Below are 26517 nucleotides of genomic sequence, written 5' to 3' on the forward strand. Positions count from 1 at the left end.
TTCCCAATTGTAACGCATACAAATTCACTCCCCAAAGCGCGGTGGAGTCATAGCTTACTCAAGGGAAGGAAGGCAACCCTGGGCAATCGGGCGCCTTGACGGTGGGCGAGACGGCCACCGTAGCGGCGTACCACAGCGAGACAATGGACAGCGTAGGGTTGGCGCGCTAATTGCTCTGCGGCTGATGGAGCGGGCGCATGGCTGAGATTGGTTCTGAAACGGTACTGCGGATGGCGGACGACGCGTCCGTGCAGCATGTCGGCGATGGCGCCGTCGTGCTCCTGGCCCGCAGCGGCCAGCTCTACACCTGCAACGACACGACCGAGGCTTTTCTCGGCAAAGTCGACGGCGCGCGCAACCTTGACCAGATCGTCGACCTGTTGTCGGACGAATTCGAGGTCGACAAGGCAACGCTCGACGAGGATATGGCCGCATTGGCCGCCGAATTGGTGGCCGAAGGCATCCTCGCTGACCCGGGCGTGTGATGGCCGACGGACCGTTCCTGCGCATCCTGTTCCGCGCGCACTTGTGGCTCAGCGCCCGGCTGATGCCGGTGCTGGTCGGCCGGCGCGATTTCGAAAGCGTGTTGAAACTGGCGCCGCTGCAGTCGCCGGCACCCTATCGTGATCTGCCCTGGACCTACATCGTCCATCGAGTCAACCGAACCGTCCGGCGCCCCTGGTTGATGCGCGACCGCAGATGCCTTCGCGAGGGTCTCCTCGGCTTTCGCTTTCTGCGCATGGCCGGTCTCGATCCGGAGCTTCGTTTCGGCGTCGATGCAAGGTCGATGCACGAGCCTCGCCTGTCGGCGCATTGCTGGGTCTGCCTCGACGGCAAGTCGGTGGTCAGCGACAGCCAGCCCGGCATGGTGGAGGTTTATCGCCACCCGTCCAGTGTAAAGGCGCCCGCCGCTTGAGCGACCAGACCTTCTGCTACGACCTCAAAGGCCAGGTCATCGGCATCACCGCCGCGCGCGCCGACCTCTGGCCGAGCTTCGACCTGATGCTCGGCACGCTGCGCATGAGCGAGCCCGTCCAGCCCGGCTTTCGCGTCAATATCGTCGAGACGCCGGAATTGCCGGAGAACCCGGAAGGAAAACTCGCCTTCGACGGCGATGTGCCGCTGGATGGCCATTGCCGGATGATCGACGCCGGCCAGGTCTTCCATCTCGTCTTTCCCGGTCAGCAGACGGTGTCGATCCACGACGACGAGAATTGGGCCGAAATCCGCGTTCGTCCGGACAGCAAGATCAAGTGGACGCTGCTGATGATGGTGCTCGATGCCGCGCTTGATGCCGGCGCGCAGCACATGCTGCATACCGCCGGCCTGACGCTGCCGGGCAGCGAGGCGCTCGTGCTGATCCATGCGCCGAGCGGTACCGGCAAGTCGACGACGTCGCTGGCGCTCGCCTCGCAAGGCTTCGGCCTCTGCTCGGACGACGTCATGATCCTCAGGGCGACGCAGGACGGCGTCACGGCCTGGGGCATGCCGCGTAAAGTGAAGATCCACCGCCACACCGCAACGATGCTGCCTTTCGTGTCACCCTGCCTCGGCGAGACATGGGACAATGAGGGCGAGCAGGCCGTCGCGCTGGATCGCCTTGGCGAGATCATCCGTGTCGAGGACGTCCGCGCCAGGCCGATCGCGGCGCTTCTGCATCTTGCCCGTTCGGCCGATGCCGAGACCCGGCTCGTGCCTATGGCGAGGACCGATGCCATGGTGGCTTTAGCCACCGACAATGTGCGGACCGGTATGACCGGCCTGTCGCCGCTGCAGAAAAGGCGAATGACGACGATCGCGGCCTTGGTCAAGACGGTGCCGACCTTCACGCTGGAAGTCGGGGCGAGGCCGGCCGAAGCGGCGGCGCTGATCCGCGCCGCGGTGCGCTAGGCCGGATAAGGTCGCGCCCGCGCAAGCCTCTGCACCCAGCGGAAGGCGTCGCGGCTGAGGCGTGAGCGCAGCTTTTCGCGGGAATTGACGCGCAGCAGCATGTTGCCGGTGATCAGCCATTTCGCCAGCCTTATCGAGAGGTCCGGCTTGATGCGGTTGGCAAGCTCGATCGCTCGCGGCGCGTCGAACAGGCGTCCGGTCACATTGAGGACCGTCGCCAGCTCGAGCTCGATACCGCTCATGCGGGCGGCCTGGAGCAGCCGCGCTTCCTCCTCCGGCGATTTCAGCGCCCGCACGCCTTGCAGAACGTCGACGCAAAGCTGCAGCCGGTGGAATTTGTGGCCGCCGGCCGCATGAACGATGCCGATGGTCAGCAACGCCGCCGGCGTGTCGGCCTCGCCGCCGTCGATCACCTGCAGCTCGCGAAAGCCGAGCGAGAGCCGGCGCCGCATACCGGTGTCGTGCACCAGATTGCCATGCAACTCGATCATCAGGCTGGAGTTCTCCTTCTCCAGCCATTTGAATTCCTGCAGCTCCTGCGACTCGGCCTCGCCGCTGCCAAGCTCGAAGCCGCATTCGGCAATGGTCTTGTTGGCCTCGACGATGCTGGCTGGGTCGACCAGGATGTCGATATCGGTGAACGGCCGGTCGGCAACCTGGCGATAGAGCTTGCGCGCGAACACCGGCCCCTTGACGATCCGGGCCGGAACGCCTTTCGCCGCCAGCGCCTTCATGATGCGGTCGCCATGATATTGCAGCAGCATCGATTGCCCGGTCGCCATCGTCGCCTGGTCGCGCAACTCGGCAAGCTTCTGCAGCAAGCTCGCGTCTTTCGGCAGATTGGCCTCGCCCCGCTCCCTGAGCTTGCGCAGCACGATCGGCAAGACGCCGTGGAACTCGGCATTGGTCAGCAGCGCCATCAGGCCGGCCGCGGAAGCGTCCTTGCCCCAATCGGCGGGCGCCTCGGGGTCGGCAAGGTTGATCAGCAGTTTTTCCTGGGTGGGCGAAAGCTGGGGCAACATCGGTTCGGCAAAACAGCAAAGAGGTCCGCGCATGCTTGCCAGAAAAGCCCCCGAGAAGCCAGCGGCGCCTACATCCCCCAGCGCAGCGCCGGCGTGTGCACCGGGGCGTCCCACAGGGTCGTCGTTTCATTATCGAGCAAGGTGAGCGTGATCGAGCATCCAGCCATGTCGAGCGAAGTCACATAGGAGCCGACGAGCGAGCGGACCACCGTCACGCCGTGTCTTTCGAACATCCTGCGGGCGCTGTTGTACATCAGGTAAAGCTCCATCGATGGCGTCCCGCCGAAACCGTTGACGAACAGCAGCGCCCGCCCATTGATGCGGTCGCCGAAGTCGCCGGCGATCGCCGCACACACCTCCTCGGCGATGGCGTCGGCGCTCTTCAGCGCATCACGCCGCCGGCCGGGTTCGCCGTGGATGCCGACGCCGAACTCCATCTCGCCGTCGCCGATCTCGAAGGTCGGTTTGCCGGCGGCGGGCACCGTGCCGCTGGTCAGCGCCACGCCCATCGAGCGCGTCGCGGCATTGACGCGGTCGCCCAGCGCCTTGAGCTCGGCCAGGGCCATTCCTTTCTCGGCCGCGGCGCCGACGATCTTTTCCACCACCAGCGTGCCGGCGACGCCGCGCCGACCGGTCGTGTAGGACGAGTTCTCGACCGCGACGTCGTCATTGGTCACCACTTGCAGCACGCCGTCCGTCATCTCGGCGGCCATGTCGAAATTCATCACGTCGCCTTCATAGTTCTTGACGATGAACAGGCAGCCGGCGCCTGTGTCGACAGACTGAATGGCCGCCAGCATCTGATCCGGCGTCGGCGAGGTGAAGACCTGGCCGGGGCAGGCGGCGTCCAGCATGCCATGGCCGACCAGCCCGCCATGCAGCGGCTCGTGGCCGGATCCGCCGCCCGAGATCAACGCCACCTTGCCGGGCTTCAGCTCTTTGCGGCGGATGAATTTATGCTCGTCGCCGAGCACGAGGATGTCGGCATGGGCGGCGGCGAACCCATCGAGGCTTTCGGTCAGCACGGTATCCACCGAATTGAGAAACTTCTTCACGGCAGTCCTCCCAACAGTCTTCATTCTACGCAATTCCGAACGGAAAACCGCTTCACACTTTTCCTGGAAGTGCTTTGCTCAGCCGCTGCCCTTGCCGGCGATGCTGGTTATTTTCTGGATGAACTCGTTGATCGCCCGGTCGAGCGCGGCATTCTGCCTGTCGTCGCCGAAATCCGGCACGATGAGCGAGACGTGGCGTGTCTTGCGCGAGCCCGAAGCCGCCGGCAGCTTGCCGGGATGCGCCTGGTGATAGGCCACCAGGAACTGATCGCGCTCGGCGGGGCTGAAATGGCAGACGGAAAAAATAGCCGGCAAATGTTTTGACGGAATGGGGATCGAATAGGTCGGGCTGGAGATCTGCGTGACGAAGCTGCGATGCTTGCCGAGCGCGTCCGCAAGGCGTTGGCGCATGCCGGAAGGTCGCTGGTCGATGACCTGCGAAAGGATCGTCTTATAGGCGCGGATCGCGTCTTCCGCGCCGGCTTCCTGTATCTTGGCTGCCTTGGCCATGCCGCGCTACACCGAAACGTCCGCGATGGCCGCCTTGGCCATAGCGAGTTGCGCCGGAGCCACCGAAAGATCGTGCAAACCGGCCTCGAGCAGCGCCGGGATGGCGGCGGGGTCGCCGCCCGCGTCGCCGCAAAGGCTGACCGGAATGCCTTTCTCGCGCCCGAAAGCGGCGACCGCAGCGATCAGCCGCAGAACGGCCGGGTGGCGGATGGAATTGAGATGCGCCACGGCGGCGTTGTCGCGCGCGGCCGCCATCACATATTGCGTCAGATCGTTGGAGCCGATCGAGAAGAAGGCAACATCGCTGAAGCCCTCCGGCGCCAGCGCGACGGATGGCACCTCAACCATGATGCCGAGCGACGGCAGCTTGTGCGCAACCCCGTGTGTCGCGAGCGCGGCCTGCTCTTCGGCAAACAGCGCGGCGGCCTGGCTGTATTCCTCTGGCGTGGCGATCATCGGAAACATCACCTTCAGATTGCCGTGGATGGCGGCGCGCAGCAATGCCCGGATCTGCACCCGGAAGACGTCGAGCCGCGCCAGCGACAGCCTGATGCCGCGCAGGCCGAGAAACGGGTTGGTCTCCTCGACAGTGAAGCCGGGCACCGGCTTGTCGCCGCCGGCATCGACCGTGCGGATGGTCACCGGCTTGTCGCCCGCCCATTCCAGCACCTTGCGGTAGGCAAGATATTGCGTCTCCTCGTCGGGCAGCGCCTTGCCGAACAGGAATTCCGTGCGCATCAGGCCGACGCCGTCGCAGGTCGCGATATCGATGCCGTCGATGTCGGAAGGGTAGGCGATGTTGACCTGGACGCGCACCGCGGTGCCGGCCTTGGTCACTGCCGGCTCCGTCAGGAATGTCCGCGCCACGCCCTGGCGGTCGGCGAACGAGGCGGCCGATTGCCGGAAGGCCTCCAACTCCGACGCCGAGGGCGACAGCGCGATGACGCCATGCTCTGCGTCGAGCAGCGCGATGCCGGCGGGCTTTCCAGCCGGGGCGCCAAGCCCGACCACCATCGGCACGCCGCGCGAGCGCGCCAGCATCGCGACATGGCTGGCCGTGCTGCCGGCCTTGAGCGCTATGCCGCCGCCTCCGCTCCAGTCGGTTTCGAGGAATCGCGTCGGTGCGATGTCCTCGCCGTAGAGGATCGCGCCCTGGGGTATCGCGACCTCGCTATCCTCGCTCAGCGCCCGCAGCACCTGGTCGCGGATGTCGCGCAGGTCGGCCGCCCGGGCGCGAAAATAGTCCTGGTCCGATGCTTCGTAGCCGGCGATTTCGCTGTCGAGCGCCGCGCGCCAGGCGACGTCCGCCGGCTGCCCAGAGCCGATCGACGCGAAGGCCGGACCGCTCAGCGCGTCGTCCTCCAGCATGGCGATGTGGAATTCGAGGATGCCGGCGGCGTCGCCGTCCGCGATTCCGACCAGCGCGGCCAGCCGGGCGACGGCCTTGCCTATTGCTGCTTCAAGCGCGGCTTTCTCTTCCGCGGCGCTCGCCTTGGCCTTGTAGCTGGCCGGAGGCTGGTTGAGGTCGAACAGCGGCCCTTCGGCATAGCCCGGAGAGGCTGGGATACCCTCAATCCGCATGGCCCGCATTCCTTGCGGGTCGGGAAACATGCAGGCCGGTGTCAAGCGGACCGGACATGATCCGCGTCCTCGTCGAAGTTGCGCTGCACCAGATCGACCAGCGCTTTGACGGCGGCGCTTGCCCCGTCGCCCTTGGCGCGGATGTGCAGCATTGTCCCCTTCGGCGCCTTCGCCCCCATCACCTTGACGATGCTCTTGGCGTCGAACCAGGGGCCGTTGGCGGCGATCGCCACTTCCACTTCGGCCGCGAACGACTTGGCGAGCTTGGTGAACTTCACCGAAGGGCGTGCGTGCAGGCCCACGGCGTGGGTGATCAGAACGGTTGCTTCGGCGGATGCTGACATTCAGTCGGTTCCCGTTCGTTCACGACGGCGACAGTTCATGCGCCGTCGCCACCACTTCCTTGAGCGAGGCGCCGCCGGAGGATTCCGTCGCCGCCATCACTGCGCCCTCGACGATCGGCGCGTTGCAGACGACTATTCTGTGCGAGCGCGGCTCGCCGATCATCTCGACCGCCATCTCCGAGTTGGTCTCGGCGCCGCCGAGATCGACCAATATGGCGACGCCGGCTTCCGACCAGGCCTTGTCGATCGCGCCCATGATCGCCTCGACGCTGGTGCCAAGCCCGCCATGGCCGTTTCCGCCGCACCATGCAAGCGGCACTTCGTCGCCCACCATCTGGCGCACCATGTCCGCCGTGCCCTCGGCGACCAGGGGCGAATGCGACACGATGACGATACCGACATTGCTCATCAAATGCCCTCTATCGCTTCCGCGACTGCGCGTACCAGAAGCGCGGTCGAGCGCGCTCCGGCGTCCATATGCCCGATCGAGCGCTCTCCCAGGAAGGAGGCGCGCCCGCGCAGGGCCTTCATCGGCACCGTGGCCTCCGCGGCCTTGTCGGCCGCATCGGCGATCTCGCTGGCCGTCTTGCCTTGCGCCAGCGCCTCATACACCGGCTGCAGCACGTCGAGCATGGTTTTTTGGCCAACTTGCGATTTACCCCGCGCGGCCACCGCCTCGATCGCCTTGGCCAGCGCCGCAGTCAGCGCGGCGCGGTCCGCTGCCGGCGGCAACTCCTTGCCGAGCGCCATGAACAGCGTGCCGAACAGAGGCCCGGATGCGCCGCCGACGGTCATCACCAGCTTGGTTCCGACCGCCTTCAGCGCCTCGGGCAGCGGCTTGGCCGCGAAGGCGTCCGCGTCGGCGCGCACGGCCTCGAAGCCGCGCTTCATGTTCAGCCCATGGTCGCCGTCGCCGATCGCCCGGTCGAGCGCGGTCAGCTCATCGGCATGCGCCGCGATCGTATCGGCCGCCGCCGCCATCAGTCGGGAGAAATCGGATACGGCCATCATCGGTCCTTCATGCCGGGGCGAACTGCGCCGCCACGGCCGCGAAAACTTCGGCGACCGCGAAGGCGCCGGGATCCGCCATGTCGAGCTGCCTGCCGATATAGGCGGAGCGGCCGGCTTTCGCCTTCTGCATTACCGCGGTTGCCTCGGCGCCTTGCCGCGCCGCCTTGGCGGCCGCTTCCAGCCCGCTTGCGTCAAGGGCTCGCAGCGCCGGCTCCAACGCATCGACCATGGTGCGGTCGCCGACCCTGGCGCCGCCATAGAAGGTCATCCGGTCGAGCCCGGCAAGCAAGGCCTTGCCGAGCGATGCGCCGGTGCCGAGCGCTTGCGATGCGGCGGTGAAGAAGATCGACAAAAGCACGCCGCTGGAACCGCCCATCGAGGTACCCAGCGTGTCGCCGATTGTTGCGAGAGTTGCGGCCTTGTCGGCAAGCGGGAGCGTGTCGATGCGATCGAGGATGCTGCGCGCGCCGGTCGCCACGGTGGAGCCGGTGTCGCCGTCGCCTGCCTTGGCGTCGAGCGAATTGAGGGGCTCTTCGAGCGAGATCAGCTTTTGGCAAACGGCCGTGATCAGCCGCTCTGCGGCCACATCGCGGCTGGCAGGTTTTGTTTCGCGATTGGCGGGCTTGGCCATCGCCACGACGACCGGCGCGCGAACCGGAGTGGCCGGCAGCCAGGCATGCGGACCGACCGGCGCCAGCAGTGCTGCCTCACGTTCCGCGTCCAGCTTGAGCAGCGATAGGGAAAAGCCGTTCATGTTGAGCGCCGTCATCAGATGCCCGGGGCCGATTGTCAGCGCCACGGATTTCGCCAGTGGCGAGGCAAGCACCGCGTTGGCGATCAGCGACATTTCGAGTGGCGGCACCGAGCCGAGATTGTTGATCAGCAAGGCATAGCGGCCGCCGGTATCGAGCCGCGCGACGAGGCGCTCTGCCATGATCGCGACGAGCGCGCTGGCGTTCTGCAGCGTGATGCGCTCGACGCCGGGCTCACCATGAATGCCGAGGCCGAGCTCGCCGTCATCGGCGCCGAAGCGCTCCTCATGCGCCTGTCCGGGGATCGAGCAGGAGGAGAGCGAGATGCCGAGCGAAAGAATGTCCTTCGCCGCCGCGCGCGCCGCGGCAGCGATAGATGCCAGGTCGCGGCCGCTTTCGGAGAGGTGTCCGGCGATCTTGTGCACGAACAGCGTGCCGGCGACGCCGCGCGGCTGCGCGATGTCGGGCAGCGCGATGTCGTCGCCGACGATCACCATCTCGACCGCAAGGCCCTCAGCGCGTGCTTTCTCGGCGGCGAGCCCGAAATTGAGCCGGTCGCCGGTGTAGTTCTTGACGATCAAAAGGCAGCCCGCCGGCCCGGTCGTCGCGCGGATCGCTTGCAGCACCGCCTCGACGCTCGGCGAGGCGAATATCTCGCCGGAGACGGCCGCCGTCAGCATGCCAGCGCCGACGAAGCCCGCATGCGAGGGTTCATGCCCCGCGCCGCCGCCCGAAACGATCGCCACCTTGGTCCTGTCCCAGTCGGCGCGCAGCACGACCTTGATCTCGGGATAGCCGTCGAGGCGGGCGAGCGTGCCGGAGCCTGCGGTGGCAAGGAAGCCGTCGAGCGCTTCGGTGACGATCGTGTCCTTGCGGTTGAAAAAGTGCTTCATGGATTTCGTCCAGTCCGTATCTGCGGTCGTCAATCGTTTTGCAAATATATGGCGCGAGCCGGCTGCATAAGTCCCCCGCTACATCAATCTTTCCCCGTCAGCGCCGAAATAAAGCGGCGCGATATAGCGGATCGTCACCTTGTCCCCCTTGGCTAAGGGCGTATCGGGGTCGGTCAGCGTCACCAGCTTCCTCGCCCCCACCGTCACGTGCAGATGGTTCTGGTCTCCGAGATGCTCGACCCAGTCGACGACGCCGTCGGCGTGCCCGTTCGCCGCCTTCTCGATCGACAGATGCTCGGTGCGGGCGCCGATCGTCGTTGTTCCGGTCGGCGCGCCGCCGTCGGGCAGCAGCCCGGCCGGCAAAAGATTGATCGCCGGCTGGCCAAGGCGCGCGGCGACATGCAAGTTCGCCGGCTCCGAATAGATCGCGCGCGGCGTGCCGATCTGCACCAGAACCCCGTTGGCAAGGATGCCGATGCGGTCGGCCATGGTCATCGCCTCGATCTGGTCGTGCGTGACATAGAGCATGGTGGCGCCGAGCTCGGACTGGATGCGCTTCAATTCGAGCCTGAGATCGCCGCGCAGCTTGGCGTCGAGCGAGGACAGCGGCTCGTCCATCAGGTAGATGGCGGGCTTGCGCACCAGCGCCCGGCCGATGGCGACGCGCTGCATCTCGCCGCCGGACAGTTTTGTCGAACGGTTTTCGAGCTTGTGGTCGATGCGCACCATGCGCGCCACCTCCTCGACACGGCGCCGTACAGCCTCCTCCGGAAACCGCCGCGCCGGCGAGCGCAGCGGGAAGGCTAGGTTGTCGAACACAGAAAGATGCGGGTAGAGCGAATATTGCTGGAAGACGAAGGCGGTATCGCGCTCGGCCGGAGACAGCGCCGTCGCGTCGTGCCCGCCAATGCGGATAGCGCCGCTGTCCGGCCGTTCCAGCCCGGCGATCAATCTCAGTGTCGTCGTCTTGCCGGCGCCGGTCGGCCCGAGCAGCACGACGAATTCGCCGTCCTTGATCTGCAGATCGAGATCGTCGATCGCGACGGTGTCGCCGAAACTCTTGGTCACGCCCTGGATGTGAACGTCAGCCATGGCGCGCCACCGCTGCCTGATCATACATGGCGGTCCTGATCGCGCGTCCGGAGCCCTTCTCGAACAGCGACAGCCGCGCCCCGTTCAGCGCCAGCCCGACCTGTTCACCGGGGCTGAGATGGATGCCTGCCGGCACCCGCGCCTTGATAATGCCGTCGGCCGTCTCGACGGCGACGATCTGAGTGGTGCCGAGATATTCGGTGCCGTAGATCGCGCCGCGCAGCTTCGAGCCGTCGTCGAAGCGGATGTGCTCCGGCCGGATGCCGACCGCCATGTCGGCGGGCGCGACATCCTCGCGCACTTCCGGCACCGTCACCTTGGCGCCCTGCACGACAATCTCCTTCGAACCCTTGGTGAGCCCACCGCCGAAGCGCAAAAAGTTCATCGGCGGCGAACCGATGAAGTCGGCGACGAACATCGTCGCCGGCCGGTCGTAGATCTCGCGCGGCGTGCCGAACTGTTCGATGACGCCATGGTTCATCACCGCTATCTTGTCGGCCATCGACATCGCTTCCATCTGGTCGTGCGTGACATAGACGGTCGTGGCATGGATGCGGTTGTGCAGCTCGCGCAGTTCATGCACCATCAGATCTCGGAACTCGGTATCGAGCGTGCCGAGCGGCTCGTCCATCAGGAAGCATTTCGGCCGCCGTACGATGGCGCGGCCGAGCGCGACGCGCTGGCGGTCGCCACCGGCAAGGCCGGAGACGGATTTGTCGAGCAGGTGATCGATGCGCAGCAGCCTGGCGGTCTCTTCGACCCGTTGGCGGATCTCGGCCGACGCCATGCCCTGTGCGAGCAGCGGGAAGCCGATATTCTTGCGCACATTCATGTGCGGGTAGAGCGCAAACAGCTGGAAGACGAAGGCGATGTCGCGCTCGCGCGCCCGGCGCATGGTGACGTCCTCGCCGCCAAGCAGGATCTTGCCGCCGGTCGGCAATTCGAGGCCGGCGATCATGCGCAGCGTCGTCGTCTTGCCGCAGCCGGACGGCCCGAGCATGACGAAGAACTCGCCGTCCTCGACGACGAAATTGGAATCCTGCACAGCGACGAATGCGCCGAAGGCCTTCCTCAGGTTCTGAACACGGATCTCGGCCATGTCTATTCCGGGAATTTCGAGACGATGATGAACATGACCGTGCCGGCAAGCATGGTGACGAAGGAATAGGTGTAGAGCGACAGCGCGAAGGGCTGGAACAGCATCAAGAAGCCGATGGCGATCAGTGCCGTCGCGATGTTTTCCATCAGCCCGCGCCGAGCCCAGCGCGGCCATGATGATTTTCTGGAGATGGCGGGGCGCGTCATGCGTAGCTCCCTTCCTTCTCCCCGTTCACGGGGAGAAGGTGGCCCGAAGGGTCGGATGAGGGGCGGCGCCAGCGCCTCAATTCAACGTTGACGTCGGCGCTGCCCCTCATCTGCCTGCCGGCATCTTCTCCCCGTGAACGGGGAGAAGGGGCGCTTCCGCAGCGCCGGTTCCATATTTGCTGACTATTCATCATTTGCGCACCGCGCCGAAGGTGATGCCGCGTAGCAGCTGCTTGCGAAGCAGGATGGTGAAGACAAGGATCGGCACCAGGAAGATGGTCGTGCCGGCCGCTACGGCCGGCCAGTCCTGGCCGCCCTCGCCGATGATGGTCGGGATGAAGGGCGGCGCGGTTTGCGCCGTGCCGGAGGTAAGCAGCGCGGCGAAGGCATATTCGTTCCAGGCGAAGATCAGGCAGAAGATGGCGGTTGCGGCGATGCCGGTGGTCGCCTGCGGCAGCACGGTGCGCCAGAAGGCCTGCAGCCGTGTGTAGCCATCGATCATCGCGGCTTCTTCATATTCGCGCGGGATCTCGTCGATGAAGCCCTTGAGCAGCCAGACCGCGAGTGAGACGTTGACCGCGGTGTATAGCAAGATCATGCCGAGCGCGGTGTCGGAGAGGCCGAGCTCGCGATACATCAGGTAGATCGGGATCGCTACCGCGATCGGCGGCATGAAGCGCGTCGACAGGATGAAGAACAGAAGGTCGTCGGCCAGCGGCACCTTGAAGCGCGAGAAACCGTAGGCCGAAAGCGTGCCGAGGAACACCGCGCAGAAGGTCGAGCCGAAGGCTATGATCAGCGAATTGACGAAGCGCGGCAGGAAGTTCGACGGCCCGGCGATCACCATGTTGCGCTTACGCACCGTCTCGTCGCAGAAGCCGGTCGCCGGTCCCAGCGAGTTGATGTATTCCGGCGTCTGCCGGGTCCGGGTGGTGAACAGGTTGCAATAGCCTTCGATGCTGGGCTGGAAGACGATCTTCGGAGGGTAGGCGATCGAATCCGGCGGTGTCTTGAAGCTGGTGGCGAAAATCCACAGCAGCGGCACGATCGAGATCAGCGCATAGGCTATGATGATCGTGCCGGCGATCAGCTTTGCGTTCGACGACGGGGCGACGACGGAATGGGCGGTGGTCAGGCTCATCTCTGCTTCACTTTGTTGAGCGCCTTGACGTAGATGTTGGCGAGACCGAACACCGCGACGAACAGGATGATGGCGAAGGCCGAGGAATAGCCGGTGCGCCAGCTCTCGAAGGCCTGCCGCTTCAGCGTGATCGAGGCGACCTCGGTGGTCGAGCCTGGCCCGCCGCCGGTCAGAAGGTTGACCATGTCGAACATCTTGAAATTCTCGATGCCGCGGAACAGTACCGCGAGCATGATGAAAGGCAGCGCCATCGGCAGGGTGATCGACCAGAATTGCCGCCAGTTGGAGGCGCGGTCGACCTCGGCCGCTTCATAGATGTATTCGGGGATCGAGCGCAGGCCGGCGAGGCAAATCAGCATGACGTAAGGCGTCCACATCCAGGTGTCGACGATGATGATAGACCACGGCGCCAGCTCGACATTGGACAGCATCTGCACATTCGTCGGCGGAATGCCGGTGACGAAGGAGATGACATAGGAGAAGAGGCCGATCTGCGGCTCGTAGAGGAAGCGCCAGAAATTGCCGACCACCGCCGGCGACAGCATCATCGGCACCAGGATGATCGTCGTCCAGAAAGCGTGGCCGCGGAATTTCCTGTCGATCAGCCAGGCCAGCGTGAAGCCGATCACCGTCTGCAGAAGGATCGTCCAGAACACGAAATGCGCCGTCGTCTGCATGGCGATCCAGATGTCCTGGTCGCCGAGGATGCGCTGGTAGTTCGAAAGCCCCAGGTTCTTCACCGCCTCGTTGGGACGGTTGGCGCGGAAGTTGGTGAAGGACAGATAGATCGCCCAGAACAGCGGGAAGATGTTGATGGCGAGCAACAGAAGGATCGTCGGCGAAATGAACAGCCAGGCGAGGCCCTTGTCGCTGATGCCCCGGATCTTCTTGGCCAACGGCTCCGGGGTCGCCCGGGCAACGTTGTCCGCAGTCCGATTGAGCATGGTAAGTCCTGCTTCGGTCACTGGTCAGTCTCGATGATGGAATTTATCTGAACTGCGTCCCGTGCCAAGGGCGGCACGGGACCAGAGCATGATGCCGAAAAGTGTGAAGCGGTTTTCGGACGACATCGTGCTCACTCTCACTTTGGTCCGGAGGCGGATGATTTCAGGTCATTCGACCCGAAATCATCCGCCCTGCGGTCGAGCTCGGGAGGAGCCTTACATCTTGCCGTCGTCCTGGAAGACCTGCGTCCAGTCCTTGACGAGGCCGTCGAGCGCGTCCTTGGGCGAGCCCTGGCCGGCGACGACATAGTCATGGAAGCGCTTCTGCGAGGCCTGCAGCAGCGGCGCGTAGCTGGGTTCAGCCCAGAAATCCTTCACGATGGCCATCGAGTCGAGGAAGGCCTGCGCGTAGGGTTGGCTGGACGGGAACTTCGGGTCCTTGACGACGGAGTTCAGGCATGAATAGCCGCCGAGCGACCACCATTTGGCCTGCACGTCCTTGTTGGCGAACCACTTGATGTATTTCAGCGCCGATTCCTGCTTGTCGGAATAGGAAACCACCGAAATGCCCTGGCCGCCGAGCTGCGCGAACTGCTCGCCGTCGGGACCCTTCGGGTTGACGAAGTAGCCGATCTTGTCGCCGCCGACATTCTCGTCCTTCTGCAGGCCGGGCCAGGTGAAGGCGAAGTTCATGTGCATCGCCACCTGCCCGGACTTGAAGGCGTCGACGCCTTCGCCCATGTAGCTGTTGGAGGCGCCGGGCGGCGTGCAGCAATCATAGAGCGCCTTGTAGAATTCCAGTCCCTTCACCGATTTCTCGGAGTTGACGAAGCCATCCATCTCGTAGGGCTTCTTCGGGTTCTCGTACTGGAAGCCGTAGCTGTAGAGCACGTCCATAGCGCCCATGGTGATGCCTTCCGAGCCGCGCTCGGTATAGATCGAGGCGCCGTAGACGGTCTTGCCGTCGATCTGCCGTTTCTGGAAGAATTCGGCGATCTGCTTCAACTGGTCGAAGGTGGCCGGCGGGCCGAGATCCCAGCCATACTTCTCCTTGAATTCCTTCTGCAGCTCGGGCTTGGAGAACCAGTCCTTGCGATAAGTCCAGCCGACGACGTCGCCCATGGCCGGCAGCGCCCAGTAGTTCGGCGAGTTCTTCGGCCATTCCGAATAGCCGACCACGGTTGCCGGCACGAAGTCGTCCATGCTGATCTTCTCCTTGTCGAAGAAGTCGTTCAGCTTGACGTAATGGCCGTTCTCGGCGGCGCCGCCGATCCACTGGCTATCGCCGATGATCAGGTCGCAGAGCTTGCCATGCGAGTTGAGCTCGTTGAGGAAGCGGTCGGCGTAATTGGTCCACGGCACGAACTCGAACTTCATGCCGATGCCGGTTTCCTTGGTGAAGTCCTTGGACAGTTCCACGAGCGCGTTGGCCGGATCCCAGGCCGCCCAGCACAGCGTCAGGTCTTCCGCATGCGCGACGTTCGAGACGGCTGTCGACGCAAAGATCGCCGAGGCCAGTCCCAACGCCAGTTTCAAGGTCGATTTCATGCCTTACCTCCCATTTGCGAAACGCGTCCGGATGACGGTTTCAAGAGCCCTCAACCTCTCTCCTCAGAGGCCCAAACATGGCGACGCGGTGCGCCGCAGATGTTTAGTAATTTGTTTAGTGATGCAATTTTTACTAAACAAGGCAAGCGAATTCGTTGCTGCGCCGCAGCATGGCGAAACGGGTGATTGAAATCGTTGGGGAATGATCGCCGGACGCCACGTCCCGCTGCTGTCAGCCGGCCCGGCTGGCGGGGCTCGGGCTTGCCGCCGGGTCGCCCTGGCCGCCCTTGGCACCATCCGTGGCTATCGCAAAAGTCAGCTCTGCGCCTTGCGCGGCATAGGCGGCCAGCGTACCGAACATGAATATCTCGATGTCGTCGGGATGCGCGCCCAGCGCCAGTATCTTCAATTCTTCTCTCCCGGAAATGGTATCGTGCCGAACGGAATCCTGCTCGCCCTGATCGCCTATGCAAGCTATTCGTTCAGCGACGCCGTCATCAAGAGCCTGGGCGGGCAGTTCACCGTCTTCGAGATCGGCTTCTTCTCGACCTTGTTTGCCGGCTGCTTTCTGTTCTTCACCAAGCCCAACGGCGAACGCTGGCGCGACGTCTGGCGCACCAAAAGGCCATGGGCGGTGCAGGCGCGCGCCTTGGCGGGCATCGCGTCCGGCGTGCTCAGCGTCTTTGCCTTCACCACCATTCCGCTGGCCGAAGTCTACGCGCTGATCTTCCTGGCGCCTTTGCTGGTCACCATCCTGTCGACAGTCGTCCTGAAGGAGAGGGTCGGCCCCTGGCGATGGCTGGCCGTGGTCGCCGGTTTTGCCGGCGTCATGCTGGTGGTGCGGCCGGGCTTCCGCGAATTGCATCTCGGCCATCTCGCCGCCTTCGCCAATGCCTTCCTCGCCGCCACCAGCGTCATCCTGATGCGCTCGCTCGCCCAGCAGGAAAAGCGCACGACGATTCTCGGCGCGCTGGTCGGCTATGGCCTGGTCTTCAACGGCGTCGGCGCGGCCGCGACGTCGTTCGCGCTCCCCAATCTCGGGCAATTGGTTTGGTTGATGCTGGCCGGGATGTTCACCGCCGGCGGACAACTGCTGCAGTTGCTTGCGGTCAAATACGCGCCCGCAAACCGCATCGCGCCGACGCATTACTCGCAGATCGTCTGGGCGGTTATCCTCGGCGCGCTGTTCTTCCAGGAATATCCCGACTGGCTGTCATTGGTCGGTCTGGCGGTTGTCGGCGCTTCCGGCCTTCTGACGATGGTGCGCGAAGAAGTCAGGCTCGGCACCGTCCGCTGGAACCCGTTTTCGCGCACCCGGCTTTGACCGCGCGCCGCTCTCGCAAGTTGCGTGGCGACCGCGACCGCTGATATGCGGGCGCCATGACGACGAAACTCTTGCCGGACCTTCCGGTCACCGCCGTGCTGCCGGCGCTTGGCGCGGCACTTGCCGGGCGCAGCAGCGCCGTGCTGGTGGCGCCGCCCGGCGCCGGCAAGACGACGCTGGTGCCGCTGGCGCTGCTCGATGCGTCCTGGCTGGGTGCCGGCAAGATCGTTCTTCTCGAACCGCGCCGGCTCGCCGCCCGCGCCGCCGCGCGCCGCATGGCCGAATTGCTCGGCGAAGAGCCAGGCGGCACGGTCGGCTATGCCATGCGCATGGAAAACCGCACGTCGGCGCGGACAAAAATCCTGGTCGTCACCGAAGGCGTGCTCTCCCGCATGATCCTCGACGACCCGGAATTGCCCGGGGTCTCGGCGGTGATCTTCGACGAGTTCCACGAGCGTTCGCTCGACGGCGATTTCGGCCTGGCGCTGGCGCTCGACGTGCAGGGCGCGCTGAGGCCGGACCTGCGTCTGCTGGTCATGTCGGCAACGCTCGACGGCGCGCGCGTCGCGAGGCTCCTGGCGCAGGCGCCGGTGATCGAAAGCCAGGGCCGCGCCTTCCCGGTCGAGATCCGCTATGACGAACGGCCGGCCGGCGCGGCGATCGAGGACGCCATGGCCAGGGCCGTGCGCGCGGCTTTGGCCAGCGAGCAGGGCAGCGTGCTCGCCTTCCTGCCCGGGCAGCGCGAGATCGAGCGCACCGCCGAACGGCTTCAAGGCAACGTCGCCGCCGATACCGACATCGTTCCACTCTACGGCCAGCTCGACAATCGGGCACAGGACGCGGCGATCAAGCCGGCGCCGGCCGGTCGCCGCAAGGTGGTGCTGGCGACCTCGATCGCCGAGACGTCGATCACCATCGACGGGGTGCGCGTCGTCATCGATTCCGGCCTGTCGCGGCTGCCGCGTTACGAGCCGGCGAGCGGCCTGACCAGGCTTGAGACGGTGCGCGTCAGCAGGGCTTCGGCTGACCAGCGCGCCGGCCGCGCCGGTCGCACGCAGCCCGGCGTGGCGGTGCGCCTGTGGCGCGCGGAGCAGACGGCAGCGCTCCCCGCCTTCACGCCGCCGGAAATCCTCGAGGCCGATCTTTCCGGCCTGCTGCTCGACTGCGCCGCTTTCGGCGTCGCCGATCCGTCGAGCCTTTCGTTCCTCGATCCGCCGCCGGCACCGGCGCTCGGCGAGGCGAGGGTTCTGCTCAAGGCGCTGCACGCCATCGACGACGCGGGGCGGCTGACGGAAGCGGGCGCCGCCATGCGCAAGCTGGCGCTGCCGGTGCGGCTGGCGCATATGGTGGCCGAGGCGGCAAGGACTGGCCATGCACGGGAAGCGGCTACGCTCGCGGTGCTTTTGACCGAGCGTGGGTTGGGCGGCGACAGCGCCGACCTGGAGCGGCGTCTGATCCGGTTTCGCGGCGAGAAATCCCCCCGCGCCAACGCCGCCAGGCAGCTCTCCGAGCGTTTGGCCAGACAGGCCGGTGGTGGGCAGGGCGGCGAGGCGGCCTCTGCCGGCGCCCTCCTCATTCACGCCTGGCCGGATCGCGTGGCAAGGGCGCGCGGCGAGCGTGGCCGCTTCGTGCTGGCCAACGGTTCGGGCGCCATGGTCGATGCCGCCGATCCGCTCGCCAATGAAACCTGGCTGGTCGTGGCCGACCTGCAGGGCAAGGCGCAGAACGCCCGCGTCACCGCTGCCGCACCGGTCGACGAAGCCGATATCCGTGCCGCCCTTGCCGATCGCATCGAGACGAAGCGCGAGGCGACCTTCGACCGCGAGCGCCGCGCCGTGCGCATGCGCGAGACCGCGCGGCTCGGCGCCATCACGCTGTCCGAACGCATGCTGCCGGCGCCGTCAGGCGCCGGTGCCGACCGCGCTATTCTGGACGCCCTACGCGAGCACGGCTTGTCGTTGCTCGACTGGGGCAAGGAGGGAGAGGCGCTGCGGCAGCGGCTTGGCTGGTTGCACCGCGGCCTTGGCGCGCCCTGGCCGGACGTTTCCGATGCCGCGCTTCGGGATCGCCTCGACGATTGGCTCCTGCCGTTTCTCGCCGGCGATGCCTCCTTCGCGGCCATCAAGCCGGCGACGCTGTCGTCGGCGCTCATGGCGCTGGTCCCGCACGATCTGCAGCGCAAGGTTGACGCGCTGGCGCCGACCCATTTCGACGCGCCGTCCGGCAGTCGCGTGCCGATCCGCTATGACGGCGAGTGGCCGGTACTTTCGATCCGCGTGCAGGAACTGTTTGGCCTCGACAGGCACCCCTCGATCGCCAACGGCACCGTGCCGCTGACGCTCGAGCTGCTGTCGCCCGCGCACCGGCCGATCCAGACGACGCGCGATCTCCCCGGCTTCTGGCGCGGCTCCTGGGCGGATGTGCGCACCGACATGCGCGGCCGCTACCCCAGGCATGTCTGGCCGGAGAATCCGCTGCTGGCAACAGCCACCAGCCGCGCCAAGCCGCGCGGAACGTAGTAATAGGGCTCACGGCAGTGAACCGCATACCTTGGCGATTGGCGCAACCGCCCCATTACTTCGTCATCCACGGGCGGAGCAAGGAGCGAAGCGACGCGCGTAGACCCGAGGATCCATGCCGTGACCTCCAAGCGTTGCGACCGTTCAGAATTCTGCTCCGCTGCATTCTGTGGTCAAGGTAACGGAATGGATCCTCGGGTCTGCGCTCCGCTTCGCGTCGCTCCGCCCGTGGATGACGAAATCGCTCATGATGGTGGACCGAAACGCCAGCTGCCAACCTGTCAAATCCCCTTTACAGCGCTACTAGCGCTTATTCTCCTGCGGTTATAATCGTAAGTCGATGATCAACATCCTGCGCGCGCCCGACACCCAGCAAAGCCAGCGGTTGCGGCTCAACACGCTGATCCGCCTGCGCTGGCTGGCCATCGTCGGCCAGAGCTTGACCGTGCTTGTCGTGGCCTATGGCCTGAAATTCCCGCTGCCGGTGTCGATGTGCTTTGCGCTGATCGCCTGCTCGGCCTGGATGAATCTGTGGCTCACCTTCCGCTACCCGGCGGCGCATCGGCTCACCCCGCTCTCGGCCTTCGCCATCCTGACTTTCGACGGTGTCCAGCTCACCGGCCTGCTCTACATGACCGGCGGCCTGACCAACCCGTTTTGCGTGCTGCTCGCCGTGCCAGTGGTCATTTCGGCGGCATCGCTGCCGCTGCGGCTCACCGCCATCCTCGGCGCGCTGGTCGTGGTGGCCGCCACGCTTCTGGTGTTCTTCCACCTGCCGCTGCCCTGGTACGAAGGCTCGCCGCTCCTGATGCCGTTTATCTATGTCGCTGGCATGTGGATGGCGGTGTTCGCCTCGATCGCCTTCACCGCTATCTATGCCTTCCGCGTCGCGGCGGAAGCGCGCCTGCTCGCCAACGCGCTTGCCGCCACCGAACTGGTGCTGCAGCGCGAGCAGCATTTGTCGGCGCTGGACGGGCTGGCGGCGGCGGCCGCGCATGAGCTCGGCACGCCCCTGGCCACCATCACCGTCGTCGCCAAGGAGATGGAAAAGGCACTCGGCAAGGACCCGAAATACGGCGAGGACGTGAAGCTCTTGCGCTCGCAGAGCGAACGCTGCCGAGAGATCCTGAAGCGGCTGACCAGCCTTTCGTCGGAAGGCGAAGCGCATTTGTCGCGCATGCCGCTCACCTCGCTGGTCGAGGAGGTGACAGCGCCGCACCGTGATTTCGGCATCTCGATTCGGTTGCGGCCCGGCGAATGCATCGGCCCGGAGCCTGTCGGCCGGCGCAACCCCGGCGTCATCTACGGGCTCGGCAACCTGGTCGAGAATGCCGTCGATTTCGCCCGCAAGTCGGTCACCGTCAGCTGGAGCTGGGACAATGACCAGGTCGTCTTCTCGATCACCGATGATGGGCCGGGTTTTCCGGCCGAGATCATCGACCGCATCGGCGAGCCTTATATGTCGACGCGCCAGGGCACGGAGGCCGGCGGCGGCCTGGGACTGGGGCTGTTCATCGCCAAGACCCTGCTGGAACGGTCGGGCGCCACCATCGATTTCCGCAATTCGAGCGGGCTCGGCGAAGGTGCGGTGGTGCAGGTCGCCTGGCCGCGCGGCGTGTTCCTCAACCAGGAACTGGTTTCGGCCTCCATGTTCGACAACGCCTAGAGCAATTCCAGGAAAAGTGCGCAGCGGTTAGGCTCGGCGACTTCGCCGTAGCCTCTGTCCGGAATTGCGATACGCTAACGGAAGCCCTGCATTTGCCGCATGGCAGCTCTGTTGCCGGCTGTAAAAATTGGACATTGCCGTTGCAGGACTGTATCTGCGTAAAAGTAAGGCATGTCGCCCAAAACTATGCAGTGGCGTGTGGGAAAGCGGCACGCCCGTAAACTAATGCATGTCGCCCAGAAGTGCGCAGCGGTCCTGGGACAACGACATGCATTAAAACAAAGACTTAAGGTGCATTCGCTAGAATCCGTTATGCGAAGTAAGTCAGCAGGATGCCGGTAAGATGAGCGGAGACGACACGACGGGTGCAATGGTCGAGGGCGAGGACACCTCGCTGCTCATCGTCGAGGACGACAAGCCGTTCCTCACCCGGCTTGCCCGGGCCATGGAGACCCGCGGTTTCGTGGTCGAGACGGCGGAGAGTGTGGAAGAGGCGGTCGCCAAGGCGCGCGCCCATCCGCCGGCCTATGCGGTGGTCGACATGCGGCTCGGCGACGGCAACGGCCTCGATGTCGTCGCGGCCATCCGCGAGAAGCGCAACGACGCCCGCGCCATCATCCTGACCGGCTATGGCAACATCGCCACCGCGGTGACGGCGGTGAAGCTCGGTGCCATCGACTATCTCTCCAAGCCGGCCGATGCCGACGACGTCTTTGCCGCGCTCACCCGCACCTCCGGCGAACGCGCGGCACCCCCGGAAAACCCGATGTCGGCCGACCGCGTGCGCTGGGAGCACATCCAGCGCGTCTACGAAATGTGCGACCGCAACGTTTCCGAGACGGCGCGCCGCCTCAACATGCACCGCCGCACCCTGCAGCGCATACTGGCCAAACGCGCGCCGCGCTAGGTTAGCCAAACGTGCAGGACAAGCGCTATAGGCCACGAGAATTCTGGACTGTGCGGGATCACAAATCGCCAAAGTTGGCGCTGCCCCTCATTGCCCTGCCGGGCATTTCTCCCCGTATAGCGACGGGGAGAAAGGGGCCGGGCGCAACGCCGGCGCCTATTCCGCGACGCTGGCGATTGGCGAAACCAACGACGACAGCGTCCTTCGCCCCGTTTACGGGGAGAAGATGGCGGCAGCCAGATGAGGGGCGGCGCCATCGTTCGAAAATGGGAAGACACGGGGGGCGACAATTGCCCCTCGATGCTTGCCCGGCCGTTGAAGTTTGAGCATCATCGCTTCGGCGGAATGCGAGGAGGCGAAATGCAGGGTTCCGATCAACGGCCAAAATCGATCCTGCGCGAATTCCTCGACGGCGAGGCCGCCGGCGGCATCATCCTGATGGTGGCTGCCGCGCTTGCGCTCATTGTCGCCAACTCGCCTTCGGCGGCTACCTATTTCGCCGTCCTTCACGCCTATCTCGGGCCGCTCAGCATCTCGCATTGGATCAATGACGGGCTGATGGCGGTGTTCTTCCTGCTGGTCGGGCTGGAGATCAAGCGCGAGATGCTGGACGGGCAGCTCTCGACCTGGCCGCGCCGGGTGCTGCCCGGCATCGCGGCCGCCGGCGGCATGGTGGTGCCGGCGCTGGTCTATGTCGCCATCAATCGCGACAATACGGCCGCACTCTCCGGCTGGGCTATCCCCACCGCCACCGATATCGCCTTTGCGCTCGGCGTTCTGTCGCTGCTCGGCAGTCGGGTGCCCGCCTCGCTGAAGGTCTTCCTCACCGCCTTGGCCATCATCGACGATCTCGGCGCCGTCATCATCATCGCGCTGTTCTACACCAGCGGCCTGTCGCTCGCCTATCTGGCGGCCGCCTTCGCCGTCATCGCTCTGCTCGTCGTGCTCAACCGCATGCGGGCCATGAAGCTTTGGCCTTATCTGCTGCTCGGCGCGCTGCTGTGGGTCCTGGTGCTGAAATCGGGCGTGCACGCCACGCTGGCCGGCGTGGCGCTGGCGCTCACCATCCCGCTCGAACGCTCCCCCGGCATCAGCCACGAAACAGAACATTCGCCGCTGCACCGGCTGGAACACGGCCTGCACAAGCTGGTGCCCTTCATCGTCATCCCGATCTTCGGCTTCGCCAATGCCGGCGTCTCGCTCGGCGGCGTGAGCTTTGCAGCGCTGGTCGAGCCGCTGACGCTGGGTGTCGCCGCCGGCCTTGTGTTCGGCAAGCTGGTCGGTGTCTTCGGCTCCTCGGCGCTCGCGATCCGGTTCGGCCTTGCCGATCTGCCGGTCAATGCCGGCTGGCTGCATATGCTGGGCATTTCGCTGCTGTGCGGCATCGGCTTCACCATGAGCCTGTTCATCGGCCTGCTCGCCTTCGCCGGCAACCCGGCGCTCCAGGACGCGGTGAAGGTCGGCATCCTTGCGGGCTCGCTGGTCGCAGCGCTGCTCGGCGCTGCCGTGCTGCTCATGGCGCCGGCGGCTGGCGGGGTGGAGGAAGACCTGGGCTAGTCCCCAAAGGCGCGAGGCTCCGTCGGCAGGCCGAAGGCCGCAAACAAAGCGGGGCCGAGCGGCGGGACATAGATCGTCAGCGAGGCGATCTTGCCGTCGGCGGGTTCAATGACATGCAGCGAATGGGGCCGCCACGCGAAATCCCGGCGGCCGAGCGCGTAGACGCCCACGGCCGGCTGGGCGTTGGCCCCGATGGCCACCGCGCGATAGCCGGCAAAATTGCCCCAGATGGTTCCCAGGAAAGCGCCGATTGCCAGGCGCCCGCGGTACCATTCCCGCCATGGCGGCATGTGGTAGATGGCGTCCTCGCGCAGCAGGTCGACGAGCCCGTCCAGATTGTCGCCCTGCCAGGCCCGCATATAGCGTTCGAGCAATAGTCCTTGGTCCGGGCTGGGCTCAGATCGCTGCGGCGGGCGCCCCTGGGCGTAATGTCCGCCAAGCGTCGCGCGGGCCCGCTGCAAGGCGCTGTTGATCGAGGCGGTCGATCCGCCCAGCAGTTGCGCGGTCTCGATTGCCGACCATCCGAGCACATCGCAAAGCAAGAGGGTGGCGCGCTGCCTTGGCGGCAACAGCTGGATCGCCGCCACGAAGGCGAGCCGGACGGCCTCGCGGGTCTCGTAACGCGCTTCCGGACCGGGCCTGTCATCGGCAATGTCAGGCAGTTCCGCGTCAGGATATGGCTCCAGCCAGGCGAGTTCGGCGGCCGGTCCGCCGGTCGCTAGGCCTTCGGAGGGTGGCCGCTCGGGTTGCTCGAGAATGCGCCGCGCCGACGACCGTGCCTTGATCGCGTTGAGGCAGCTGTTGGTGGCGATCGAGTAGAGCCAGCCGCGCGCCGAGCCGCGTCCGTCGAATTGCGACCGCGCGCGCCAGGCCTTCAGGAACGTCTCCTGGACGAGATCGTCCGCCTCGTTGAGCGAGCCCATCATCCGGTAGCAGTGGAGCTTGAGCTCGCGGCGGTGGGCGAGGCTCAGGCGCTCGAAGGCCAGCCGGTCGAGGCCCGGCCGGCCTGGCCGGCCCAAAGGTTCGATAGGGCCGGAAGCGTCAGTCATGCGGAGCCCTGGGCGCTGAATTCGGTCGGCATCCTGCGCGCCTCATGCCGCCGCCGCAAGGCCGCTGCCGCTCACGGTGAAGGAACTGCCCTGCGGCTTGCCCGTCGCGAGCTGGATCACCGCCCGTCCGACATCGGCCGGCGTCTGCATGTCGGTCATGCTCGCGAGGATTTCTGCAGGCTGGATGCCCAAATAAGCCGCAAAGCCATCGAGCCCGGCATCGCCTATGCCGGTCCCTGGCATGATGCGAGCCGGTGCGAGCGCCATAAAGCGCAGGTCCAGTCCAAGCCGATCTGATTCCTTTTGGCAATGACCGGCCAGGAACATCTGCATGCGTTTTGCGCCTGCATACCCGCCGGCGAACGGCGGTCCGCCGCTCAAGGCTGCGCCACTGGAGATCAGTACAACCCGGCTCCCCGGCTTGAGCCGGCCCTTGAGGGCTTCCCGGCAGAACAGGAACGACGCCTTGACGTCCATTTCCCAGTTCGCCGAGAACACCTCCCAGCTCTGCTCCTGTATCGGCGCGGAAGGGGCGAGCGCGCCGGCGCAGACCACCAGCACGTCCGGCGCAAGCGCATCGAAAACCGCTTGCGGCGCGGTCTCCGCCGTCGCGTCCGCGCTCAGGGTCTTCAGGCTAGGGCGTTCCCAGGCGAGTTGCTTCAGGTCGGCGGCGCCGCGGGCAACGGCAAGTACGGTCGCTCCTTCGCCAAGCGCTGCTTCGACGATCGAGCGGCCGACACCCCGGCTGCCTCCGACGACGACGACATTCTGATTTTGTAGAGATTTCACGCTTCACCTCTTTTCCAGGCCGCCGGCCATCCGGACGCGCCTGTTGGTGAAGACAATCGGGATCGGCGGAAATCATCGGTGCGGAACGAAAATTCTCGCCGGCCTTGGGCAGGGGTAGCTTTAGCCTCGGACGCCAGCGGCAACACGCCACGATGAGGATCTACCCGCTCTCGCCATCCAGCGCCGGAACCGCAACGCCGGCGAGCTCGGCCGCCAGCAGCCGGGCGGCACCCGCGCGGGCAATCCGCAGCATCAGCGCCTTGCGCGTCGCAGCCGCCATGCGGTGCTCCGGCGCATCGCGCAGGATCTCCGCGCCATAGCCGTCGGAAAGGATGAAGCCGCATTCCTCGGGAAAGATTTCCTGTGGAACGCCGGGATGGGTGGCGAAGAAGAAACGGTCCGAGTGCAGCCGGTAGTCCGGCCATTTGCGGTCGACGCGAAAATCCTCGATCGAGGATTTGATCTCGATGATCCAGATATCGCCCTGCCGCGTCAGCGCAACGAGATCGGCCCGGCGGCCGGTGGCTAAAGACAGCTCCGGCAGCACATGCGCGCCCATTTCGGCAAGCAGCCGCTGCACGCCGCGCCGCACCAGCATGGCGCGTTCCGACTGGCGGCCGTCGATCAGCGGATTGAGGGGAATCGGGGAAACAATAGGCATGGGAAGCACCATGCCAGATTTTGTTCACGGTTTGAACCGTTTGATGAGGGCGATTGTATATTTGATAGACCCGTTGCCGAAAACAGGAATGCGCTGATATTGAAAAGCGCATGGACGGGGTTGAGTTCGGCATACTGGCTATGTGGGTTGTCGCGGCTGCCATGTATGGGGCTGCGTTCACCATGCTAGGCCCAACCCAAGACGACTACCGGCGCGCACGGTTTTGCTTCATCGTGGCCGGCTGTCTATTCGGGGCGACTGCTGTCATGTGGGATTTTGGGAATGCGCCTACTGCCACCCGACTTATCGTCGTCGGTCTCATTGGGGCCGTGTCTCTCATAGGAATCGCGGAAAGCGTAAGGCTCACGTACATACGCGAAGGGACGACAGGCGGCGGCCACGAGAAAGTCGCTGAGACGCCGCCTGTCATCGAGGCACCGGCGCCAGCAATACCAGCACTACCGAAGGCGACCGCTTGGCCCGATCGGATTTTCGTCAGCAAGAGCATTACTCCTGCATATCTCGCGCAGTTCTACGAAGAATATACGAGCGTGCAGGCCGACAAGATGGTCGCGCCGTATATCGGAAAATGGATAAGCGTTGAGGGGCCGATTGGAGAAATTATGCCCTCCGGGCCAACTACCATTTTGCTAGCCTTCGCTAACAGTGACGGCGCGCCTTACCCTCACAGGTTGATGACTTTCGACGCGAAATGGTTTGACCGGCTAACTATTTTGAAGCGTGGCGAGACAGTGACGGTGGTTGGGGAAATTCAAAAAATAGAACCGCATGTCGTCTCGCTCACCAATTGTGAGCTTATCGAACCGCTGTAGGTGCCTCAGGACAGGCTGGCGCTCTCGCCTGTACGATTTCGTACAGCGATTTTGTATTGAAGGCTCGCGTTGTGCGGATCATATTTTTGTGCCCGGCGCATCCCACTGTTGTCGGTGCATGGCC

The 26517-nt window shown here is 65.1% G+C and carries 26 protein-coding genes and 1 pseudogene; 9 read left to right on the plus strand and 18 right to left on the minus strand.

Going from position 1 to position 26517, the window contains the following annotated elements; translation table 11 throughout:
- Nucleotides 1–197 precede the first annotated feature (197 nt).
- The 3 genes from AC0L2L_RS02710 to AC0L2L_RS02720 are packed head-to-tail and all read left to right on the plus strand — an operon-like array spanning nt 198 to nt 1890.
- The gene (locus AC0L2L_RS02710; protein WP_027166099.1) at nt 198–485 is read left to right on the plus strand and encodes a PqqD family protein; all 288 of its coding nucleotides are present in this window, start codon (nt 198–200) and stop codon (nt 483–485) included.
- Entirely contained in the window at nt 485–916 is a 432-nt protein-coding gene (locus tag AC0L2L_RS02715; RefSeq protein ID WP_473575987.1) for a lasso peptide biosynthesis B2 protein, read from the plus strand. Before AC0L2L_RS02710 ends, AC0L2L_RS02715 begins: the two co-directional genes overlap by 1 nt.
- Nucleotides 913–1890 carry a serine kinase gene (locus AC0L2L_RS02720; RefSeq protein ID WP_473575989.1) on the plus strand — a complete coding sequence of 326 codons (978 nt, stop codon included), beginning with the start codon at nt 913–915 and terminating at the stop codon, nt 1888–1890. The genes AC0L2L_RS02715 and AC0L2L_RS02720 overlap by 4 nt, the downstream gene beginning before the upstream one ends.
- Here the strand turns inward: AC0L2L_RS02720 and AC0L2L_RS02725 are convergent.
- The 15 genes and pseudogenes from AC0L2L_RS02725 to AC0L2L_RS02795 all read right to left on the minus strand — a co-directional run.
- Entirely contained in the window at nt 1887–2912 is a 1026-nt protein-coding gene (locus tag AC0L2L_RS02725) for a nucleotidyltransferase family protein (RefSeq protein WP_473575991.1), read from the minus strand. The genes AC0L2L_RS02720 and AC0L2L_RS02725 overlap by 4 nt on opposite strands.
- Before the next feature lie 68 nt (nt 2913–2980).
- Nucleotides 2981–3967, minus strand: a complete 987-nt coding sequence (dhaK, locus tag AC0L2L_RS02730; protein WP_473575993.1) for a dihydroxyacetone kinase subunit DhaK — start codon at nt 3965–3967, stop codon at nt 2981–2983.
- A 78-nt stretch (nt 3968–4045) separates the two neighbouring features.
- Nucleotides 4046–4477, minus strand: a complete 432-nt coding sequence (locus AC0L2L_RS02735; RefSeq protein ID WP_473575995.1) for a hypothetical protein — start codon at nt 4475–4477, stop codon at nt 4046–4048.
- Nucleotides 4478–4483: 6 nt separating this feature from the next.
- Nucleotides 4484–6058 carry a phosphoenolpyruvate--protein phosphotransferase gene (gene ptsP, locus AC0L2L_RS02740; protein WP_473575996.1) on the minus strand — a complete coding sequence of 525 codons (1575 nt, stop codon included), beginning with the start codon at nt 6056–6058 and terminating at the stop codon, nt 4484–4486.
- Between the two features lie 41 nt (nt 6059–6099).
- On the minus strand, nt 6100–6402 hold the full coding sequence (locus AC0L2L_RS02745) for an HPr family phosphocarrier protein (RefSeq protein WP_473575998.1): 303 nt from the start codon (nt 6400–6402) through the stop codon (nt 6100–6102).
- A 19-nt stretch (nt 6403–6421) separates the two neighbouring features.
- Nucleotides 6422–6811: a dihydroxyacetone kinase phosphoryl donor subunit DhaM gene (gene dhaM / locus AC0L2L_RS02750; RefSeq protein ID WP_140544084.1), complete on the minus strand. Its 390-nt coding sequence runs from the start codon at nt 6809–6811 to the stop codon at nt 6422–6424.
- Complete coding sequence (gene dhaL / locus AC0L2L_RS02755; RefSeq protein WP_473576106.1) at nt 6811–7410, minus strand: dihydroxyacetone kinase subunit DhaL; 600 nt, start codon at nt 7408–7410, stop codon at nt 6811–6813. The genes dhaM and dhaL overlap by 1 nt, the downstream gene beginning before the upstream one ends.
- 10 nt (nt 7411–7420) lie before the next feature.
- On the minus strand, nt 7421–9058 hold the full coding sequence (locus AC0L2L_RS02760) for a dihydroxyacetone kinase subunit DhaK (protein WP_473575999.1): 1638 nt from the start codon (nt 9056–9058) through the stop codon (nt 7421–7423).
- 78 nt (nt 9059–9136) lie between these two features.
- Nucleotides 9137–10150, minus strand: a complete 1014-nt coding sequence (locus AC0L2L_RS02765) for an ABC transporter ATP-binding protein (protein ID WP_473576000.1) — start codon at nt 10148–10150, stop codon at nt 9137–9139.
- Nucleotides 10143–11249 (minus strand): ABC transporter ATP-binding protein, encoded by a 1107-nt coding sequence (locus AC0L2L_RS02770; RefSeq protein ID WP_473576001.1) that lies wholly within the window; start codon nt 11247–11249, stop codon nt 10143–10145. The genes AC0L2L_RS02765 and AC0L2L_RS02770 overlap by 8 nt, the downstream gene beginning before the upstream one ends.
- 2 nt (nt 11250–11251) lie before the next feature.
- On the minus strand, nt 11252–11455 hold the full coding sequence (locus AC0L2L_RS02775) for a hypothetical protein (protein WP_473576002.1): 204 nt from the start codon (nt 11453–11455) through the stop codon (nt 11252–11254).
- Nucleotides 11456–11645: 190 nt separating this feature from the next.
- Nucleotides 11646–12596 (minus strand): carbohydrate ABC transporter permease, encoded by a 951-nt coding sequence (locus AC0L2L_RS02780; protein WP_041001244.1) that lies wholly within the window; start codon nt 12594–12596, stop codon nt 11646–11648.
- The gene (locus tag AC0L2L_RS02785) at nt 12593–13540 is read right to left on the minus strand and encodes a carbohydrate ABC transporter permease (protein WP_473576108.1); all 948 of its coding nucleotides are present in this window, start codon (nt 13538–13540) and stop codon (nt 12593–12595) included. Before AC0L2L_RS02785 ends, AC0L2L_RS02780 begins: the two co-directional genes overlap by 4 nt.
- Nucleotides 13541–13756: 216 nt before the next feature.
- Entirely contained in the window at nt 13757–15088 is a 1332-nt protein-coding gene (locus AC0L2L_RS02790) for an ABC transporter substrate-binding protein (RefSeq protein ID WP_473576003.1), read from the minus strand.
- Nucleotides 15089–15353: 265 nt separating this feature from the next.
- A pseudogene (locus AC0L2L_RS02795) lies at nt 15354–15497 on the minus strand (PIG-L deacetylase family protein); the annotation flags it as partial.
- Between the two features lie 24 nt (nt 15498–15521).
- Between AC0L2L_RS02795 and AC0L2L_RS02800 the strand changes: the two are divergent.
- The 5 genes from AC0L2L_RS02800 to nhaA all read left to right on the plus strand — a co-directional run bounded on the left by AC0L2L_RS02800 (nt 15522) and on the right by nhaA (nt 23061).
- Nucleotides 15522–16412, plus strand: a complete 891-nt coding sequence (locus tag AC0L2L_RS02800) for a DMT family transporter (protein WP_473576004.1) — start codon at nt 15522–15524, stop codon at nt 16410–16412.
- Between the two features lie 56 nt (nt 16413–16468).
- Nucleotides 16469–18931 carry an ATP-dependent helicase HrpB gene (gene hrpB / locus AC0L2L_RS02805; protein ID WP_473576005.1) on the plus strand — a complete coding sequence of 821 codons (2463 nt, stop codon included), beginning with the start codon at nt 16469–16471 and terminating at the stop codon, nt 18929–18931.
- Nucleotides 18932–19271: 340 nt separating this feature from the next.
- On the plus strand, nt 19272–20597 hold the full coding sequence (locus tag AC0L2L_RS02810) for an ActS/PrrB/RegB family redox-sensitive histidine kinase (protein ID WP_027166080.1): 1326 nt from the start codon (nt 19272–19274) through the stop codon (nt 20595–20597).
- A gap of 343 nt (nt 20598–20940) precedes the next feature.
- The gene (locus tag AC0L2L_RS02815) at nt 20941–21504 is read left to right on the plus strand and encodes an ActR/PrrA/RegA family redox response regulator transcription factor (protein WP_027166079.1); all 564 of its coding nucleotides are present in this window, start codon (nt 20941–20943) and stop codon (nt 21502–21504) included.
- A gap of 360 nt (nt 21505–21864) precedes the next feature.
- Nucleotides 21865–23061 (plus strand): Na+/H+ antiporter NhaA, encoded by a 1197-nt coding sequence (gene nhaA / locus AC0L2L_RS02820; protein ID WP_473576006.1) that lies wholly within the window; start codon nt 21865–21867, stop codon nt 23059–23061.
- On the opposite strand, the gene AC0L2L_RS02825 is transcribed toward nhaA, so the two are convergent.
- The 3 genes from AC0L2L_RS02825 to AC0L2L_RS02835 all read right to left on the minus strand — a co-directional run bounded on the left by AC0L2L_RS02825 (nt 23058) and on the right by AC0L2L_RS02835 (nt 25560).
- A complete protein-coding gene (locus tag AC0L2L_RS02825; RefSeq protein ID WP_473576007.1) occupies nt 23058–24110 on the minus strand; it encodes an RNA polymerase subunit sigma-70 in 1053 nt (350 codons plus the stop codon). The two genes, nhaA and AC0L2L_RS02825, sit on opposite strands and share 4 nt — an antisense overlap.
- Before the next feature lie 42 nt (nt 24111–24152).
- Entirely contained in the window at nt 24153–24899 is a 747-nt protein-coding gene (locus AC0L2L_RS02830; RefSeq protein WP_473576008.1) for an SDR family NAD(P)-dependent oxidoreductase, read from the minus strand.
- Between the two features lie 160 nt (nt 24900–25059).
- Complete coding sequence (locus tag AC0L2L_RS02835; protein WP_473576009.1) at nt 25060–25560, minus strand: MmcB family DNA repair protein; 501 nt, start codon at nt 25558–25560, stop codon at nt 25060–25062.
- 110 nt (nt 25561–25670) lie between these two features.
- Here AC0L2L_RS02835 and AC0L2L_RS02840 point away from each other — a divergent pair, with 110 nt between their 5' ends.
- Nucleotides 25671–26393 carry a hypothetical protein gene (locus AC0L2L_RS02840; protein WP_473576010.1) on the plus strand — a complete coding sequence of 241 codons (723 nt, stop codon included), beginning with the start codon at nt 25671–25673 and terminating at the stop codon, nt 26391–26393.
- Nucleotides 26394–26517 lie beyond the last annotated feature (124 nt).

Source organism: Mesorhizobium sp. WSM4832, assembly GCF_055811115.1.